This is a genomic window from Candidatus Omnitrophota bacterium (genome assembly GCA_030688425.1).
Lineage (GTDB): Bacteria > Omnitrophota > Gorgyraeia > Zapsychrales > JANLHA01 > JAUYIB01.
Genome location: JAUYIB010000030.1, coordinates 49,861 through 66,645 on the forward strand (window position 1 = coordinate 49,861; position 16,785 = coordinate 66,645).

19 protein-coding genes are annotated in these 16,785 nt (G+C 55.2%); 18 read left to right on the plus strand and 1 reads right to left on the minus strand.

Annotation, left to right across the window (positions count from 1 at the left end; translation table 11 throughout):
• The first annotated feature begins 19 nt into the window (after positions 1–19).
• From hemB to Q8Q08_11600, 10 genes are all read left to right on the plus strand, one after another.
• Positions 20–979: a porphobilinogen synthase gene (gene hemB, locus Q8Q08_11555; GenBank protein ID MDP2654648.1), complete on the plus strand. Its 960-nt coding sequence runs from the start codon at positions 20–22 to the stop codon at positions 977–979.
• On the plus strand, positions 970–2,298 hold the full coding sequence (gene hemL / locus Q8Q08_11560) for a glutamate-1-semialdehyde 2,1-aminomutase (GenBank protein MDP2654649.1): 1,329 nt from the start codon (positions 970–972) through the stop codon (positions 2,296–2,298). Before hemB ends, hemL begins: the two co-directional genes overlap by 10 nt.
• Positions 2,286–2,681 (plus strand): DUF3568 family protein, encoded by a 396-nt coding sequence (locus Q8Q08_11565; GenBank protein ID MDP2654650.1) that lies wholly within the window; start codon positions 2,286–2,288, stop codon positions 2,679–2,681. The genes hemL and Q8Q08_11565 overlap by 13 nt, the downstream gene beginning before the upstream one ends.
• 121 nt (positions 2,682–2,802) lie before the next feature.
• On the plus strand, positions 2,803–3,552 hold the full coding sequence (locus Q8Q08_11570; protein MDP2654651.1) for a TVP38/TMEM64 family protein: 750 nt from the start codon (positions 2,803–2,805) through the stop codon (positions 3,550–3,552).
• Positions 3,539–4,603, plus strand: coding sequence for a methyltransferase domain-containing protein (locus Q8Q08_11575; GenBank protein MDP2654652.1), 1,065 nt, complete (start codon positions 3,539–3,541; stop codon positions 4,601–4,603). The genes Q8Q08_11570 and Q8Q08_11575 overlap by 14 nt, the downstream gene beginning before the upstream one ends.
• A complete protein-coding gene (locus tag Q8Q08_11580; GenBank protein MDP2654653.1) occupies positions 4,594–5,259 on the plus strand; it encodes a hypothetical protein in 666 nt (221 codons plus the stop codon). The genes Q8Q08_11575 and Q8Q08_11580 overlap by 10 nt, the downstream gene beginning before the upstream one ends.
• Positions 5,252–5,902, plus strand: a complete 651-nt coding sequence (locus Q8Q08_11585) for a TIGR04283 family arsenosugar biosynthesis glycosyltransferase (GenBank protein ID MDP2654654.1) — start codon at positions 5,252–5,254, stop codon at positions 5,900–5,902. Before Q8Q08_11580 ends, Q8Q08_11585 begins: the two co-directional genes overlap by 8 nt.
• 31 nt (positions 5,903–5,933) lie before the next feature.
• On the plus strand, positions 5,934–7,133 hold the full coding sequence (locus tag Q8Q08_11590) for a DegT/DnrJ/EryC1/StrS family aminotransferase (GenBank protein MDP2654655.1): 1,200 nt from the start codon (positions 5,934–5,936) through the stop codon (positions 7,131–7,133).
• A 12-nt stretch (positions 7,134–7,145) separates the two neighbouring features.
• Positions 7,146–7,820: a TIGR04282 family arsenosugar biosynthesis glycosyltransferase gene (locus Q8Q08_11595; GenBank protein ID MDP2654656.1), complete on the plus strand. Its 675-nt coding sequence runs from the start codon at positions 7,146–7,148 to the stop codon at positions 7,818–7,820.
• Positions 7,821–7,848: 28 nt separating this feature from the next.
• On the plus strand, positions 7,849–8,241 hold the full coding sequence (locus tag Q8Q08_11600; GenBank protein MDP2654657.1) for a phosphomannose isomerase type II C-terminal cupin domain: 393 nt from the start codon (positions 7,849–7,851) through the stop codon (positions 8,239–8,241).
• Between the two features lie 6 nt (positions 8,242–8,247).
• Here Q8Q08_11600 and rpoN read toward each other — a convergent pair whose 3' ends face one another.
• A complete protein-coding gene (gene rpoN, locus Q8Q08_11605) occupies positions 8,248–9,639 on the minus strand; it encodes an RNA polymerase factor sigma-54 (GenBank protein ID MDP2654658.1) in 1,392 nt (463 codons plus the stop codon).
• A 364-nt stretch (positions 9,640–10,003) separates the two neighbouring features.
• Between rpoN and Q8Q08_11610 the strand changes: the two genes are divergently transcribed.
• From Q8Q08_11610 to rfbA, 8 genes are all read left to right on the plus strand, one after another.
• Entirely contained in the window at positions 10,004–10,189 is a 186-nt protein-coding gene (locus Q8Q08_11610; protein MDP2654659.1) for a MerR family DNA-binding transcriptional regulator, read from the plus strand.
• A 35-nt stretch (positions 10,190–10,224) separates the two neighbouring features.
• Complete coding sequence (locus tag Q8Q08_11615; protein ID MDP2654660.1) at positions 10,225–11,070, plus strand: polysaccharide biosynthesis/export family protein; 846 nt, start codon at positions 10,225–10,227, stop codon at positions 11,068–11,070.
• A 52-nt stretch (positions 11,071–11,122) separates the two neighbouring features.
• Positions 11,123–12,409, plus strand: a complete 1,287-nt coding sequence (locus tag Q8Q08_11620; GenBank protein ID MDP2654661.1) for a GNVR domain-containing protein — start codon at positions 11,123–11,125, stop codon at positions 12,407–12,409.
• A gap of 127 nt (positions 12,410–12,536) precedes the next feature.
• Positions 12,537–13,427 carry an AAA family ATPase gene (locus Q8Q08_11625; GenBank protein ID MDP2654662.1) on the plus strand — a complete coding sequence of 297 codons (891 nt, stop codon included), beginning with the start codon at positions 12,537–12,539 and terminating at the stop codon, positions 13,425–13,427.
• 44 nt (positions 13,428–13,471) lie between these two features.
• A complete protein-coding gene (locus Q8Q08_11630; protein ID MDP2654663.1) occupies positions 13,472–14,026 on the plus strand; it encodes a hypothetical protein in 555 nt (184 codons plus the stop codon).
• Between the two features lie 63 nt (positions 14,027–14,089).
• The gene (locus Q8Q08_11635; protein ID MDP2654664.1) at positions 14,090–14,875 is read left to right on the plus strand and encodes a CpsD/CapB family tyrosine-protein kinase; all 786 of its coding nucleotides are present in this window, start codon (positions 14,090–14,092) and stop codon (positions 14,873–14,875) included.
• A 54-nt stretch (positions 14,876–14,929) separates the two neighbouring features.
• Positions 14,930–15,883: an SDR family NAD(P)-dependent oxidoreductase gene (locus Q8Q08_11640; protein ID MDP2654665.1), complete on the plus strand. Its 954-nt coding sequence runs from the start codon at positions 14,930–14,932 to the stop codon at positions 15,881–15,883.
• A 35-nt stretch (positions 15,884–15,918) separates the two neighbouring features.
• The gene (rfbA, locus tag Q8Q08_11645; protein MDP2654666.1) at positions 15,919–16,785 is read left to right on the plus strand and encodes a glucose-1-phosphate thymidylyltransferase RfbA; all 867 of its coding nucleotides are present in this window, start codon (positions 15,919–15,921) and stop codon (positions 16,783–16,785) included.

The window sequence follows — 16,785 nt, forward strand, 5'->3', positions numbered from 1 at the left end:
GGTTCTTAAAGGGGAAAATATGCAGAACCGTTTCCGAAAATTACGATCAAGCAAGGCCATCCGTGAATTGGTCCGGGAAGTCCGGCTGTCCAAGGACGGGCTGGTCCAGCCGTTTTTTCTTGTGGAGGGAAAGGGGCAGAAGCAGCCCATTCCGTCCATGCCGGGCATTTACCGCTATTCCGCGGACCTGATTGTGCCGGCGGTGGAAAGGTTCGTGAAGGCCGGCGGCAAATCCGGATTGTTTTTTGGGATCACGGACAAGAAAGACGCCCGGGCCAGCGGGTCGTATGATCCCAGCGGCGTTGTCCAGCGCGGGATCCGGGCGATCAAGAAGCATTTCCCGGAATTCGTGGTCGTCACCGACGTTTGCCTGTGCGCCTATACGGATCACGGACATTGCGGGATCATTCACAATAAAAAAATCGACAATGACAAGAGCCTTCCTGTCCTGGCCAGGATGGCGGTCTCGCACGCCGAGGCCGGGGCCGACATCGTGGCGCCGTCGGACATGATGGATTTCCGCGTCGGGGCCATCCGGGAGGGGCTTGAGAAAAACGGGTTTCACGACACGATCCTTTTGTCCTACGCGGTCAAATACGCGTCGTCCTTTTACGGCCCGTTCCGCGAGGCCGCCCACAGCGCTCCGGGGTTCGGAGACCGCAAAACTTATCAGATGGATTTTGCGAACCTTCGCGAATCCCTGAAAGAGGCGAGCCAGGACGTGGCTGAAGGCGCCGACATCGTGATGGTCAAACCGGCCCTGGCATACCTGGACGTGATCAGCCTGTTGCGCCGGAAACTGACCGTGCCGATCGCCGCCTACCATGTGAGCGGGGAATATTCCATGATCAAGGCCGCGGCCAAGAACCAGTGGATCGAGGAAAAGGACGTGGTCATCGAAAGTCTCACCGCGATCAAACGCGCCGGGGCCGATGTTATCATCACTTATTACGCCGAGGATGCCCTGAAATGGATTTGAAGCGTTCCGAGGAATTGTTCAAGCAGGCCCGCGAGGTCATGGTCGGCGGGGTCAACAGCCCGGTCCGGTCTTTCCTCGGTGTGGGGGGGAACCCCCTGGTCATGAAATACGGCAAGGGCGTGATCCTCGTTGACGAGGACCAGAAGGAATACACCGATTACTGCCTGTCCTGGGGCGCGCTAATCCTCGGGCACGCGCACCGCAACGTTGTCCTGGCGGCCAAGAAAACCGCGGAATCCGGGATCAGCTTCGGCACCACGACCAAGTCCGAGATCGACTTGGCCCGTTTTATCACCCGGGCTGTGCCGTCGATCGAGATGATCCGGTTCGTGAACTCCGGCACCGAGGCGACCATGAGCGCCATCCGCCTGGCCCGGGGTTTTACCGGCCGGCCGATGATCGTCAAGTTTGACGGATGTTATCACGGCCATAGCGACGATCTTTTAACCACGGCAGGATCCGGTGTGGCCGGCCTGCCGGAGTCGTCCAGCAACGGCATCCCCCAGAAACACATCGAAAATACGCTCAGTCTTCCCTATAATAATGCGGAAATTCTGGCTAGGACTTTGGAACTACATAAGGATCAAATTGCCTGCGTCATCATCGAGCCGGTCGCCGGGAACATGGGGACGATTGTTCCGGACGCCGGGTTTTTGAAGATATTGAGGGAATTGACGACAAAATACGGGATCCTTCTGATCTTTGACGAGATCATTACGGGTTTCCGTTTCCGGCCGGGATGCGTTCAGGACGAATTCGGGATTGCCCCGGACCTCACCTGCCTGGGAAAGATCATCGGCGGCGGTTTTCCCGTGGGCGCCTACGGCGGCCGCAAGGACATCATGAGCCGTTTGTCTCCCTTGGGGGATGTTTACCAGGCCGGGACCTTTGCCGGCGCGCCGGTCGTGATGAGGGCCGGGATGGCGACCTTAAAGCTTTTGAGCAAGGAGTTCTATCAGACGCTCAACGAGCGCAGCCGTCAATTCGCCGAATCCGCGAATCTGTTTTTTGAGCAAAACAACCTGGAGGCCAGGCTGTCGCATTACGGTCCCATGATGAGTCTGCGGTTTTCTTTAAAACCGGTGAACGATTACAAATCCGCTCAAGCCGCGTCCAATGGGAAAGAATACGCCCGGGTGTTCCATCATCTGCTCAAAGCCGGCATTTACTGGCCTCCGGCGGACCTGGAGACATTTTTCATCTCGGGCTTGCATAAGAAGAAGGATTTAGATACTTTATTAGAGGAGTTGAAAGCATTTTTCCTGCCCGAAAGGCAGGCGCCCGTCACTCGAAAGGAGCTGGACAAATGTTCAAGATGATGAAGAATTCTTTCATGCCGATGCTGCTTGTGGGGTGCTTGATGAGCGCGGCCGGATGCGTTCCCCTTATTCTGGGAGCGGCGGCCGGGGCCGGCGGATACGCTTACGTCCGGGGGATCCTGGTCAAGCAATACGAAGTTCCCGCCGATCAAGTCCATAAAGCCGGCCTGCAGGGCCTCAAGAGCCTGAATCTGGACATCAAATATGACAAGGGCGACCGGCTTTCCGCCAAGATCCGGTCTGAATTTTCCGATGGGAAGGATATCAAGATTGACATCAACGCGATCACCGAGAAATCCGCGCAGATGAAGATCCGCGTGGGCATGATCGGCGATAAATTGCGTTCGGAAATGGTCCTGACCGCCATCGAGAAATATCTCTAATGACGGCTTGACTTGCGGAACGAGAGTGAACGCAAGTCAATGCCGGAATTAGTCCCGGCGCTTTGCCTCGCGAAGCGATGGAGGCAGCCGGGAAACCGCAGGCCCTTCCATAAATGCTTTCATGATCACCTTTTTGCGGGCCATGGTTTTCGTCCTGAGCCTGGCGTCCGGAGCGCTGGCTGATGCCCAGTCTGTGCCGTCCGCGCCGGCTGCGCAAGCGGATCTCTATTCTGCGGAATCTTCCTCTCAGGAAAGCAGCAAACTTCAGCGCCTTCAGGAAATCAAGGAAGCCGTCCTCCGGTTCGGCCCTTGGGCGCTGGCCGTCTACATCCTCTTGTACGCCGCCAATACCGTCAGCATTTTTCCTCCGATCGTCTTCATGTCCCTGTCCGCCGGTTTTATTTTCGGGGTTTTCTGGGGGGCTGTCGGGATCATGGCGGGATCTTTCCTAGGGACGAGCCTGACCTTCCTGATCAGCCGTTTGATCGGGCGCAGGTTTGTGGAAAAACTGGCCCGCGGCAAGGGCAGGGATTTTGAGGACCAGCTGAATAAAAACGGGTTCGCCGCGATTCTATTCATACGCTTGATCCCTTTGATCCCCTGGGAGATCGTCAATTATGTTTCAGGGCTGTCCAAGATCCGTTACCGGGATTATGTCTTTGGGACGCTGATCGGCATCTTCCCGGCGGTCCTGGTCCAGACGTTTTTTTCCGACCAGGTGTCCAGCTTCCGCTGGAATAATCCCTGGCTTTGGGCGGCCTTGGCGGGATTTCTTTTGCTGGGGTCAGCCGCCACCATTTATTTGAAGGTCCAGTCCGCGAGGACGAAAAGAAAAGAACTTCCGGGAGGAGGATCCCATGTCAACGCTTGAAAGCCGCGTTGTCCGCGGCAAAGTCGCGGAATATTACGGCCGGGTTTTGAAATCCAGGAAAGATTTGAAGACCAGCGCCTGCTGCAGTCTGGAAAAACTGCCGGCCTACGTGCAGGAACCGCTCAAACTCATTGAAGACGAAATTCAGAACAAATACTACGGCTGCGGAACGCCGTTTCCCTTTGTGATAAAGGGCATGAAGGTCCTGGACCTGGGCTGCGGCACGGGCCGGGACTGTTTTGTCTTGTCCTGTCTGGCCGGGCAGGAGGGCGAGGTCGTCGGCGTGGACATGACGGACGAGCAGCTGGAGATCGCCAACCGCTATCTGCCGGTCCAGATGCGGAAATTCGGGTATGCCCGGCCCAACACGGCTTTTAAGAAAGGGTATATCGAGGACCTGCGGGGCATCGGCCTGCCGGACAATCATTTCGATATCGTTGTTTCCAACTGTGTGGTGAATCTGTCCCCGGACAAGGATGCGGTGCTGCGCGAAGTTTACCGCGTGCTGAAGAAGGGGGGGGAGTTTTTCTTCTCCGACGTTTATTGCGACCGCCGGCTTCCGGCCTGGGCCAAGGAAGATCCGGTCCTTCTGGGGGAATGCCTTGGCGGCGCGTTGTACTGGAAAGATTTTGAGCGGCTCGCGAAAAAGGCCGGGTTTCGTGACCCGAGGGTTTTTGTTTCGTCCAAGATCGGCCTGTTCGACCCGGAAACGATCGCGAAAGTCGGGTTTGCCAATTTCCAATCCAGGACGTATCGTTTGTTCAAGATCCCTGAACTGGAAGACGCCTGCGAGGACTACGGGCAGACAGCCGTGTATCAGGGCACTGTCCAAGAAACCCCTTTCCGCTTTATTCTGGATGACCACCATGTCTTTGAGGCCGGGAAACCGATGCTCGTCTGCGCCAACACGGCGGACATGCTGCTGAAGACGCGTTTCCGGGACCATTTCCAGGTGGCCGGCGATTTGTCGCGGCATTTCGGGCTCTTCAAAGCCTGCGGCAACCCTTCGCTTGCTGACACGGAAAGTCCTTCGCAGGGGGGATGTTGCTGATGCGCCGCTGGCTCCAGGGCAGGTACTTATTGGCGTGGTTGCTCCTTCTGACGGACCTGGGCTTCATCCTGCTGGATATTGGTTATCACAGAACACCTTGGATTACATTTCATTTCTATTGTATTGGAACGGACCGGGGCTACGCGGAGGTGTTCCAGTATGTTAAAGAATTCTGGCTGATCATTCTGTTCGTCCTTCTTTCCTTCAACACACGGTTCAGGATCTATGTTTTATGGGCAGGGCTGTTTTCTTATTTTCTCATCGATGATGCCCTCTGTATCCACGAGTCCTTGGGCAGGATCATGGCGGATTTTTTTCAATTTGTTCCCGCGTTCGGGTTGCGCGCCAAGGACTTCGGAGAGCTGATCGTGAGTGCGTCCGTGGGGCTGGTGTTCGTCCTGGGGATGGGGCGCTGGTATCTCCACTGTCATGACAGCCTGCACCGGAAGATCAATGACGATTTGTTGAAATTCTTATTGGCTCTCGGTTTTTGCGGCATTGTTTTTGACATGCTCCATCTCGTTCTCCAAAAAACGTCCTGGGAAGCCCCATTCAGCATTTTGGAAGACGGCGGCGAGATGGTTGTGATGAGCTTGATCCTGTGGTATGTTTTTCGGCTCCATGAAGACCGAGAGGCGGGGAGGGCCCGTGCTTGACATCATTGTCCCCGTTTATAATGAGGAAAAAGTTTTGCTGGGCCGTTCACAATATTTTTCCCGGCTCGGCAGGGAATGCTCTTTGATTTTTGTGGATGGAGAGAGTACGGACCGCACGGTGGATGTGGCGGCGGGATACGGCCGGGTCATCCGCAGCCGGCGGGGCCGGGGAGCCCAGAAGAACGTCGGCGCCGAGGCCGCGCTGGCCGATCATCTTTTTTTTCTTCACGTTGACACGGATGTGTCCCTGGAAACTTTGAGGAAGGTCCGGCAGGCCTTTGACGGCGGGGCCGAGGCCGGATGTTTGACCATGAGGATCGACCGGCGCGGGGCCGCATTTTCTTTTTTTGAATGGCTTGTGAATGTCCGGGCGAAGCGCCTCGGTATTATCGACGGGGATTTGGGGATGTTTCTCACCAGGGACGTCTGGCGCCGGGCCGGCGGATTCGATCCTGTGCCGATCATGGAAGATATCTTCTTTTCGCGAAAATTGAGACGGATCGCCAAGCCCGTTGTTCTGGAGGATTTCATTCTTGTGTCCGCCCGCCGGTGGTCTGAAGAGGGATTCTGGAGAACACTGCTCCGGTATGGGCAAACTTACTGGAACTCTGGACGAAATCCGGTGTCTTTCGGGATCAGGTAAATTTCCCGGAGGGCAAGAAGAGGATAAGACGATGACACTCACCAAGGCGAGCCGCTCGCCCGTCAGACCCAAAAACAATTTTCTGGTTTTCGGTCAGCCCTTGATCGAGAACGAGGACATCCGGGAAGTGACGGCGACGTTGCGTTCGGGGTGGGTCGGCGCCGGTCCCCAGGTCCGTCGTTTCGAAGAGATGTTCCGGCATTACAAGGGGAGCCGGCACACGGTCGGCCTCAATTCCTGCACCGCGGCCATTCATTTGTCGCTTCTGGCGGCCGGCATCGCCCCCGGGGATGAAGTGATCTCCACCCCGATGACGTTTTGCGCCACCATCAACGCGATCATCCACAGCGGGGCGCGACCCGTCCTGGCGGACTGCGAGCCGGACAGCATGAACATCAGCCCTGCCGAGATTGAATCGAAGGTCACGCCGAAAACACGGGCGATCCTAATTGTCCATTTCGCCGGCAGGCCCTGCGATATGGACGCGGTCATGACGATCGCCCGGAAGCGCCGTTTGTCCGTGATCGAGGACTGCGCGCACGCCATTGAGGCCGAATTCCACGGAAAAAAGTCCGGCACGTTCGGAGACACGGGGTGCTTCAGCTTTTACGCGACGAAAAGCATTGTGACCGGGGACGGCGGAATGGCCGTGACCGATAATGAGGAATGGGCGCGGAAAATCCGAACCCTGTCCTTGCAGGGCATGGACAAGGACGCCTGGAAGCGGTTCGACGGCGAAGGGGGAGACCATTACCAGGTTGTCGAATGCGGATATAAATACAACATGACGGACATTATGGCCGCCCTCGCGATCCCTCAATTGAAACGGCTCGAGGAGAGGTGGAAACGGCGCGCAGAGATTTGGCAGAGGTACCAGGAGGCCTTTGCAGATATTCCCATCGCCACCCCGAAACCACCGGATCCCGACACACGGCACGCGTATCATCTGTATCCCGTTTTGATCGATGAGCGAACTTCAGGATTGACGCGGGACGAGTTCCGAGCGGCCATGGCCAGGGAAAACATCGGCGTCGGGGTCCATTATCGGAGTGCGCCCGAGCATCCTTTGTATCAAAAAAAATTGGGCTGGAAACCGCAGGATTATCCGAACGCCTGCCGGATCGGCCGGCAGACCGTCAGCCTTCCGTTGTCGGCCAGGCTGACCGACGAGGACGCGGCCGACGTCATTCAAGCCGTAAGAAAGATCATCAAATCCCGGGGAGATTGTTGACCGGTGGGAGCGTTGAGACCTGAACCTGAGCGGACAGCCCTGGTAATCTTCGCGCGCGAGCCGCGTCCGGGACAGGTCAAAACCCGTCTGCTGGAGCGATTGTCCATCCGGCAGGTCGACGCGTTATACAAGGCCTTTGTTCTCGATGTTTGCGGGATCGCGCGGAACGCGCGGTGTGATACCCGGCTGATTTTTTACGCGGGGGCTCCGGGGCGTCCATTTTTTTTGGGGCGTTTCCGAAAGGATTTTACTCTTCGCCGCCAATCCGGCCGCACGCTGGGAGACCGGATGGCGTCGGCTTTCCGCTTTTGTTTCCGGCGGGGGTTCGGCCGGGTTGTCCTGATCGGAACAGATTGCCTGACGATCACGGCGCGGGACATCGAGAAGGCTTTCCGCAACCTGGAAAATTCCGACTGTGTCCTGGGCCCCAGCCGGGACGGCGGGTATTATCTGATCGGACTGCGGGCGCCGGTTCCGGAGCTGTTTCGCGGAATGGTCTGGGGGACGGGAGAGGTTCTGGCCAAGAGTTTAGAAAAACTGCGCAAGGAGAAGAAGGCGTGCGCACTCCTGGGCGTGAAGTCTGATATCGACACGGGCAGAGATCTGGAGCGTTACCAACGTCAGCTGCCCCGGGGCAGGACAACGTCCACCGGCAGATTGCTTTTCAGGATGCCATTGGCTTTTTAAAGCGGAGAGATGGTATACTTCTCCAGGCATAGTAAAGCGAGTCAACAAGGAGAACATCATGCAGAACGGTGACACCGTATCCCAGCGTCCCTGGGGGCATTACATCAAGTTGTATCAGGAATCGGGGGTTTGGGTCAAGCGGGTCGAGGTCAAGCCCGGCCAGCGGCTCAGCCTTCAAAAACATGAGCACCGTTCCGAGAAATGGATCGTCGTCTCCGGCCAGGGCATTGCCGTCATGGACGGGCAGGACATCCCCTTGAGCGCCGGGTCCATCCTGGACGTTCCCCTCGGGGCCGTCCACCGGATAGGCAATACAGGCAAAGATATCCTTGTGTTTATTGAAGTGGCCTGCGGGAAGCATCTCTCCGAAGAAGACATCATCCGCTTTCAGGACGACTACGACAGAAAAGACAACCGCTGATTCGGATTACTGCTTTCGAAGGTGGGAAGGCAGGATGCGGAGAAGCTGGCGGTACTTGTTGATCGTCCGGCGGGCGATGTCCACGCCTTTCCCCTTGAAGTGATCCTGAATGTCCTGGTCCGACAAGGGCCGGGCTTTGTCCTCGTTTTCGACCAAATCTCTGATCTCTTCCTTGATTCCCCGGCTGCAGGAGGGTTCTGTTGAGGTCGGCCCGTGCGGATTGCCGACGGCCTGCGAGAAAAAGAATTTGAGGGGAAACAATCCCTGCGGGGTATCGATGTATTTTTGGTTGATCGCCCGGCTGATGGTGGACTCGTTGCGGTCCAGGGCCTGGGCGGCGTCCTTGAGGGACATGGGGACCAGAGACGTGTGCCCCTTTTCAAAAAATTCTTTCTGCCTTTCAACCACGAATTTGGCGATTTCCTGGATGGTCTGTCCCCGCTGTTCGATGCTGCGCATGAAAAGGACGGCGTTCTTGAGTTTTTCCTGGATGAATTCTTTTTCCGCCGGCAGGAGCTTCTGGTTTTTCAGCATATTTTTGTAGGTGACGTTGATCCTCAACCGTGGCACCGCGTCCTTGTTCATGATGGTCTGGTAGCGGCCGTCCGGGCCTTTTGTGACGACTACGTCGGGTTTGATATAAATGTTGGAAGGGACGGGGCGGTAATTTCTGGCCGGTTTGGGGTCCAGGAGGGCGATCATCCGGCCGGCTTCCTTGATCTCCTCAACAGGGACGCCGAGTTCACGGGCGATCAGGGCATATTTTTTATGTCCCATTTCGGTGAGGAACCGTTCGATGATCTGGACGGCCAGGCGGCTGTGCCCGTTCAGTTTTTCGCCGGCCTGGGACAACAGGCATTCCTTCAGGTCCCGGGACGCGATGCCCTGCGGATCAAATTTTCGGATGGCCCCGAGGACGGCCTCAATCCGGGAGAGGCCGGTCACGCCGGCGGCCCTGGCAATTTCTTCTGTTGTGACCGTGAGATACCCGTCTTCATCGATATTGCCGATGACGAATTCCCCGATCTTCAAATCGACCGGGTCGGAAAATTCGAACCGGAATTGTTTTAAAAGATGCTCTTCAAGGGTTTCCTGGATTTTCAGGCCGGTGTTTTCTTCTGCCTCCTCTTCCATGTCCTCGGATCTTTGGCGGGAGTTGGAGGCTTTCAGAAGGTTTTCAAGGTCGCGTTTGAGCTGTGATTCTGCGGAAGGAGAGAGTTCTTTGGGCTGGTCCTCATCAATCTCCAGGAGAGGATTGCTCTGGAGTTCCTGCTCCACGGCTATTGTCAGGTCCATGATCGGCAGGAGAAGAACCTCAATGGATTGCTGCATGGTCGGAGCCAAAAATTGCCTTTGGCCTGTCTGGGTGGTCATTTTCATATGCAAGAAGTATACCATACCCGGGATTTTGAGACAAATGAGGCTTTTAAGGATGCTACCTGTAAATACCCGGTGCGGTGATAAAAATAGACATGACGTAAATCGGTGTTATAATAGAGTTTTCCTGAATGTCCTGCTTTGTCCAGGACAGACGTGTCCAATCTTTTAAACATTCGTACAGAATCACTCAAGACAGCACCTACCCGGTAAGATCGACATAAGACCTATAAGATGTTAATTTGGAATAAGTTGCAACTCTTGGAAAATTGATTAACGTGTCAAGGTGAAAGTGGCACAGAGCTTGCTGCTATGAGAGCATAGCGGAATAGCTGAAATCCAAGGGAGCGGCTTGATTTTATAGTGTGAAGGTAAGGAGGGCGCAGTGAACAAGCGATTGACAATTACAGAGGTTGCCGACATTGTCGGGATCAGTCCCAAGACTCTCACGCGCTGGGAAAAGCTTGGCAAGATCCGCAAGCCCAAGCGGGATTGGCGGGGATGGCGGGTTTATGAGGAAGGGGATCTTTCAGAAATTAAGAAATTTCACGACACATTGATTGAAGTATAAACGCGAATCATGAATTATTTTAAGGAGAGTGCGACATGATGAATTGCAGATTGAGGATTTTGTTGGCGGCTGTGCTGGCGGCGGGGACATGGCAAGGAGCCGGTCCCGTGGCATTGGCGCAGAATTTTGCGGACATGGAAGAACAATCGGTTGCCGATGAGCAGACCCAGGCCCCACAGGCAGCAGAGGGCGCCCAGCCGGCCGAGGTTGTTCATATCGATCCGGTGAGCGATGAAAATTTGAAAGCCGTTGTGGACATGACCAAGGAATCGGCCCTGACCGCGGATGAGGCCGAGCGCTACACCCTTGGGCCGACCGACGTCATTGAAGTAACCATCATGCGGCATCCGGAAGTCAGCGGACAATACGAGGTCAACAGCGAAGGCAAAATTCAGTATGGATTTGTGGGGGATGTTGTCGTCCTGGATTTGACCAAAGAGCAGGTGTCCCAGTCTATCAAGGAAAGGCTTTCGGAGTATATCGTCAACCCCGAGGTAACGGTCACGATCGTGGGATATAACAGCAAGGTCGTTTATGTGGTTGGCGAAGTCGGCCAACCCGGCAAGATTTTTATGAGAGGCAACACGATCACCGTCCGCGAGGCCCTGATGCAGGCCGGTTTGCCCCTTCTGAGCGGGATCACGAAAAAGAGCCGGCTCATCACGCCTTCCGAGGGTGGGAACATGGTCAAAAAAGAGGTCGACGTGTATTCTCTTCTCTATGAGGGTGATCTGCGGGAAAATCTGATCATGAATCCGGGGGATATCCTTTACATCCCGCCCACATTCTTGACGAAAACAATGCGAGCCATTGCCCCTGTCACCACTCCGATCCGCGATGCCTCCGGGGGTGCCAGAGCAGCCTCTGGTACTGGTTTCTAACGGGCGCAAAAAAATATCGGTCTCAGTGAATTTTTGAAAGGACGGTTGAGTCATGAGTGAATTGAACGAAGAAAGTTTCCCGGTGATGAGCTACCTGAAGATTTTTTTCAGGCGCAAGGAACTGTTTATCATCCCGGCGTTTTTGGGGCTTATCCTGGGGATTTGCACGAGCTTCCTTCTCCCCAAACAATACGAATCCCAAAGCGTGATCCTCGTCCAGGAGGGGAAAAGCGACAATCCGTTGTTTGACAAACTGGCCGTTTCCACGACCGTCGGACAGCGCTTGAACACGATCAAGGAGTCAATGCTCGGCTGGGACAACATCAACAAGCTGATCAAGCGGCTTCATCTGGACAAGGACGTTAAGTCCACGCGGGAATATGAAAATCTTGTCGACCGGATCCGGGGGGACATTTCGCTCAAACTCCGGGGTGCAAACATCATTTATCTTTCCTTTATTGACCAGGACCCGCAGGTCGCCAAGGACGTCGTTGAGAGTATCACCACGATCTTTATCGAGCGCAACCAGGAAATCCAGAACCTCGAGACCTCCGATGCCATCCTGTTCATCGAGGAACAATTGAAAGTTTACAAGGGAAAAATCAAGTCCGCCGAGATCGCCAAGCTGCAGGACCAGCTCAACGAGCTCTTGGTGGATTCCACCGACAAACATCCGATGGTCCGCCAGCTACGGGAAAGAATCTCCATGAAGAGAGACGAGCTGGAAAAAGAGAATTTGACGTATACGGAGCCGGACAAGCTCGCCGTGGAAACGACAAGCCCTCTAATCGACACGATCAAAAACGCTCTTGATACCGTGGAGGCCAGGCCGGAAGCGGGCGGCGCGCCGGAAAAACCCGAAGACGCGCTGGTCAAGGTCATGCTTTTTGACAAGATCGGCAATGTCCTGGCACGGGATGTCCAGGTGAACGAGGGCATCTATAATCTTCTCCTGCAGAGACTGGAAACCGCCAAGATCACCCAGCGCCTGCAGTCCTCCAAAGAAGGAACCCGTTACCTGGTGACCGAGCCGCCGCGTGTGCCGCTGGAACCTTTCAAGCCCAACCGCGTCCTCGTGGCGCTGACGGGCCTGTTTCTCGGCGGTTTTATCGGTTTTATTCTGGTGGTCGCGTGCGAGTTTCTCGACAAGAGTTTTATCGATGTGGAGGAGGCCAAGGAATTCCTTGGTGTCCCGCTTCTGGGAGGGATTTCCAAGATCAATACGCTGGAGACAATCAAACAGGAGCAGGACCGGATCCGGTGGCTTTACAGCCTGACGGTGGTGGCCGGTGTGGCACTGGTGATCATCACCGTGGCGTTCACGAATTTCTTGAAATAAATGAGCCCCTCCTGCTTTGCTTTGCAAAACAAAAAGGGAGGGACGAACCTATTCACTTGCATTCATGGTGGTTTGGCCCAGGAAGCCAAAATATTTATCCCGGGCGAAGGACGGGGGAGGAAACAACATGTACAATAAATTTTATGGTTTTAACGAATCGCCGTTCAACATGACGCCCAATTCGCGTTACTTCTTCGAGAGCGCCAAGCATACCGAGGCGTTGAGCACCCTTGTTTACGCGATTGAACAGCGCAAGGGGTTCGTGGTCATCACCGGTGATATCGGTTCCGGCAAGACCACCGTCTGCCGCGCTCTCCTGAACCGTCTGAACGCGTTCACCCAGACCGCGCTTATCACCAACACACATATCAGCGGGAAAGACCTTCTGTGCACTGTCCTCGAGGATTTTGAGGTCGAATACACGCCTGGATCCAAGGCGCGGCTTTTGTCCCAGCTCAACGCGTATCTCATCGAGCAGCTGCGCAACGACCACAACGTGGTCCTGATCATCGATGAAGCCCAGAATCTTTCTCCCTCGGTCCTTGAGGAAGTCCGCATGCTTTCCAACCTGGAGACCGAGCATGAAAAACTCATTCAGATCATTTTCTTGGGACAGCCGGAGCTGAAGCAGAAGCTCGCGATGCCCCGGCTGGAACAGCTCCGGCAGAGGATCGCGGTGTATTTTCATTTGACCCCTTTGGACAAAGAGGATTCCCTCAAATATATCCGGCACCGCCTTCATGTCGCCAGCGCCTCCGGCCGCGAGTACTTCACAGAAGAGGCCCTGCAGCGCGTTTATGAGTTTTCCAGGGGCGTCCCGCGTCTCATGAACCAGATTTGCGACAGCGCTCTCTTGAGCGGGTTCATTTACGGCGCTTCGATCATTGATGAAAAGATCATGCAGGAGGTCATCAAGGAATCTCCGATGGAGCAGATTGCGGCTTCGGCCCAGAAAACTATCAGGAAACTGGACGATTTTGAGGCCGGTAAAGTCGAGGGATTGATCCAAACCGGATAACGGGCAGAGACGATCACATCAACCAAAAAAAGGAATAATCACCGATGAGTAGAATTCTCAATCAGTTGGCGCAGACCCAGGATTTGAGTCATGTCAATAAATTCACTCAGGCGGTTCAGAAAGGCGCGGAGGCCCAGGCGGCCGCTCCAACCCACCCGCGCGATACCATTGTCCTCCGGGGAGCCACGTTTTATACTCTCCTGGGTTCGGTGATCATTGTGGGATTCCTCGCCGTGGTGGTCAGTCTGAGGACCACGGGACAGGTCGAAAGAGACCGGAAACTTTCGAAGCAGTTGATTGCCCTGGCCAATAACCAGGGCAAGAGGATCAAGGCCCTGGAAAGCGACGTCGCCGCGATGAAAGACTTCCAGGACCGCAAGTTGACCGCTCTTGAGAAAAGTTTTCAAACTATGGTCCAGCAGGCGGACGGGAACGAGCAGGCGCTTTCGAAACTCCTGGAAGACCAGGCGAAAATCAAGGTCTCGGTGGATTCACTAAAGATTTCCGACCGGACCATCATGAACAAATATTTTGATTTGAATGATGAGGTCAGGAAACTGAAAGCCCAGAATATGTCCGAGGTCATATCCTTGCCTTAACGGCCGGGACGCCTCAGCCGGTTTCAGAATCACGGGATTTCAACACGAAAGGGAGCCAAAGTCATGGGAAAAATTACGGAAGCGTTACGGAAAGCCGCGGATGATCGGTTGCACCGCATCGAAAAAATCAGCAAGGTGAAAGAGCAGGAGGTTCTCATCATCAAGAAGATGGAGGGATCCCATGTGGACCCCCGGATCATCACCTATTTTGATCCGAAGGCCCTTATCACGGAACAGTATAAAATTTTGAGGACCAACGTCCTCTCTCTGAACCAGGGCAAGCCCCCGAAGGCCATTGTCATCACCAGTTCCATTCATTCCGAGGGAAAAACCATCACGGCGATCAATCTGGCCATGGCGGTGGCCCAATCCGTCCAGAAGCCCAAGGTCCTCCTGATCGATGCTGATTTGCGGCGCGGCCGCCTTAATAAATATCTCGGCGTTTCGCAGAAAACCGGACTTTCGGAGGTCTTGAGCGGCAATGCCGAACTCGGCGACGCGCTGTTCAAGATCGACATGGATAACCTCTCCTTCATCTCCTCAGGTGCCGTTCCGGACAACCCCGCTGAACTGCTCGGCTCCGAGCAGATGCGCCGCCTTCTCGCGGACGTTAAGACTCAATTCGACCACGTCTTCATAGATACCCCCCCCATCATCTCCGTCACGGACTCCGGGATCGTCGGCCCCCTGGCCGACGGCGTTATCCTTGTTGTGCAGGCCGGGCGCACCCAGCGCGGGATCGTCAAGCGCGCAACCGAACTGCTCCAGCAGACCCGTGCCAAGCTCCTGGGTCACGTCCTGACGAACATCGAATACCACCTCCCGGAGTACATTTATCGATACTTGTGATTCCTGACGTTTTGAATCAGTTTTAACCGTTCACCATTGACGAAAGGATAAGTCATGGCCAAATTTTTAATCACCGGCGGCGCCGGTTTCATCGGGTCCAATATCGCGGAGCTTCTGACCAAACAGGGGCATTATGTCCGCGTGCTTGATAATTTTTATTCCGGGAAGGAAGAGAACCTATCCTTTGCCAAGGGGCTGGGCAAGAACAAGTTCGAGCTGGTCCGCGGGGACATCCGCGACAAGGACTCCGCGGAAAAGGCCTGCGCGGGCGTTGACGCCGTCATGCACCAGGCGGCACTGCGGTCCGTCCCCAAGTCGATGAACGACCCCGAGAGTTACAACGACGTGAACATCAACGGCATCCTCAACATGCTCAAGGCCGCGGCCAAGCAAAAGGTGAAGAGGTTCGTGTTCGCCTCCTCAAGCTCTGTCTATGGCGACACCGACCAGTTTCCCGAAACGGAAAGCCAGTATCCGTTGTTGATCTCCCCCTACGCCCTGAGCAAACTGGCCGGCGAGTATTACTGCCGGATTTTTTCCGCGCATTTCGGCGTGGAAACGGTCTGCCTGCGGTATTTCAACGTGTTCGGCCCCAAGCAGGCGCTGGATGACGAATACGCCGTCGTTGTCCCCAAGTTCACCCACTGCATCCTCAATGACGAACAGCCGCCCGTTTTCGGGACCGGCAAGCAGTCGAGGGACTTCACCTACATTGAAAACGTTATCTCGGCGAATTATCTGGCCGCCACCACACCCGGCATCAAGCACGAGGTGGTCAACGTGGCCAACGGGAAATCGCAGACGGTCCTTTATCTTATAGAGGCGTTGAACAAAATTATCGGCAAGAACATTCAGCCCAAACTTCTTCCGGTCCGGGCCGGCGATGTGTTCAGGACGGAAGCGGACATCTCGAAAATCACCCGGGTGCTCAAATACAAGCCGGTTGTCGAATTCGAGGAAGGGCTGAAGCGGACCGTGGATTATTTCCGGAAAATCTTTAACAAGTAACCGGCACCGGCGGGAGAGACGGCATGTCCAATGCGATCAAAGGAATTGTTCTGGCGGGAGGGAAGGCCACCCGGCTTTATCCCATCACAAAGGGTGTCAGCAAACAGCTTCTTCCGGTTTACGACAAGCCGATGGTGTATTACCCTCTTTCCGTCCTGATGCTGGCCGGGATCAGGGACATCCTGTTGATCTCCACATCGCAGGCCTTGCCGTCTTTCCGGGAGCTGTTCGGGGATGGCAGCGACTTCGGTATCCGGATCAGCTACGCCGTTCAGGACGAGCCGCGCGGCATCGCGGACGCCTTCCGGGTCGGTGAAAAATTCATCGGCGAAGACCGCGTCGCCCTGGTCCTGGGGGACAATATTTTTTTCGGCCACGGCCTTGTGGATGAACTGAAGCACGCTGTTGGCCAGGAAACCGGCGCCACGGTGTTCGCCTATTACGTCAAGGACCCCGAGCGCTACGGGGTTGTGGAATTCGACAAGAACAACAATGCCGTTTCCATTGAAGAGAAACCCAAAGTCCCGAAATCAAGCTACGCCGTCACGGGGCTTTATTTTTATGACCATGATGTTGTCTCGATCGCCAAAGCCCTCAAACCATCGGCCCGGGGCGAGGTCGAGATCACGGACATCAACCAGGCCTATCTGAAGAACAACAAGCTCAAGGTGGCTCTGCTCGGGCGAGGTTATGCTTGGCTGGACACCGGGACCTATGAATCCCTCCTGGATGCCTCGGCGTTCATCCGCACCATTGAGGACCGGCAGGGGCTCAAGATCGGCTGTCTGGAGGAAGTCGCCTACCACATGAAGTTCATCGACAAGGACCAGCTTCTGCGGCTGGCCGACAACATCAAAACCAACTATGGTGAGTATTTGCGTTCTTTGACCAAGAAGGGTTAA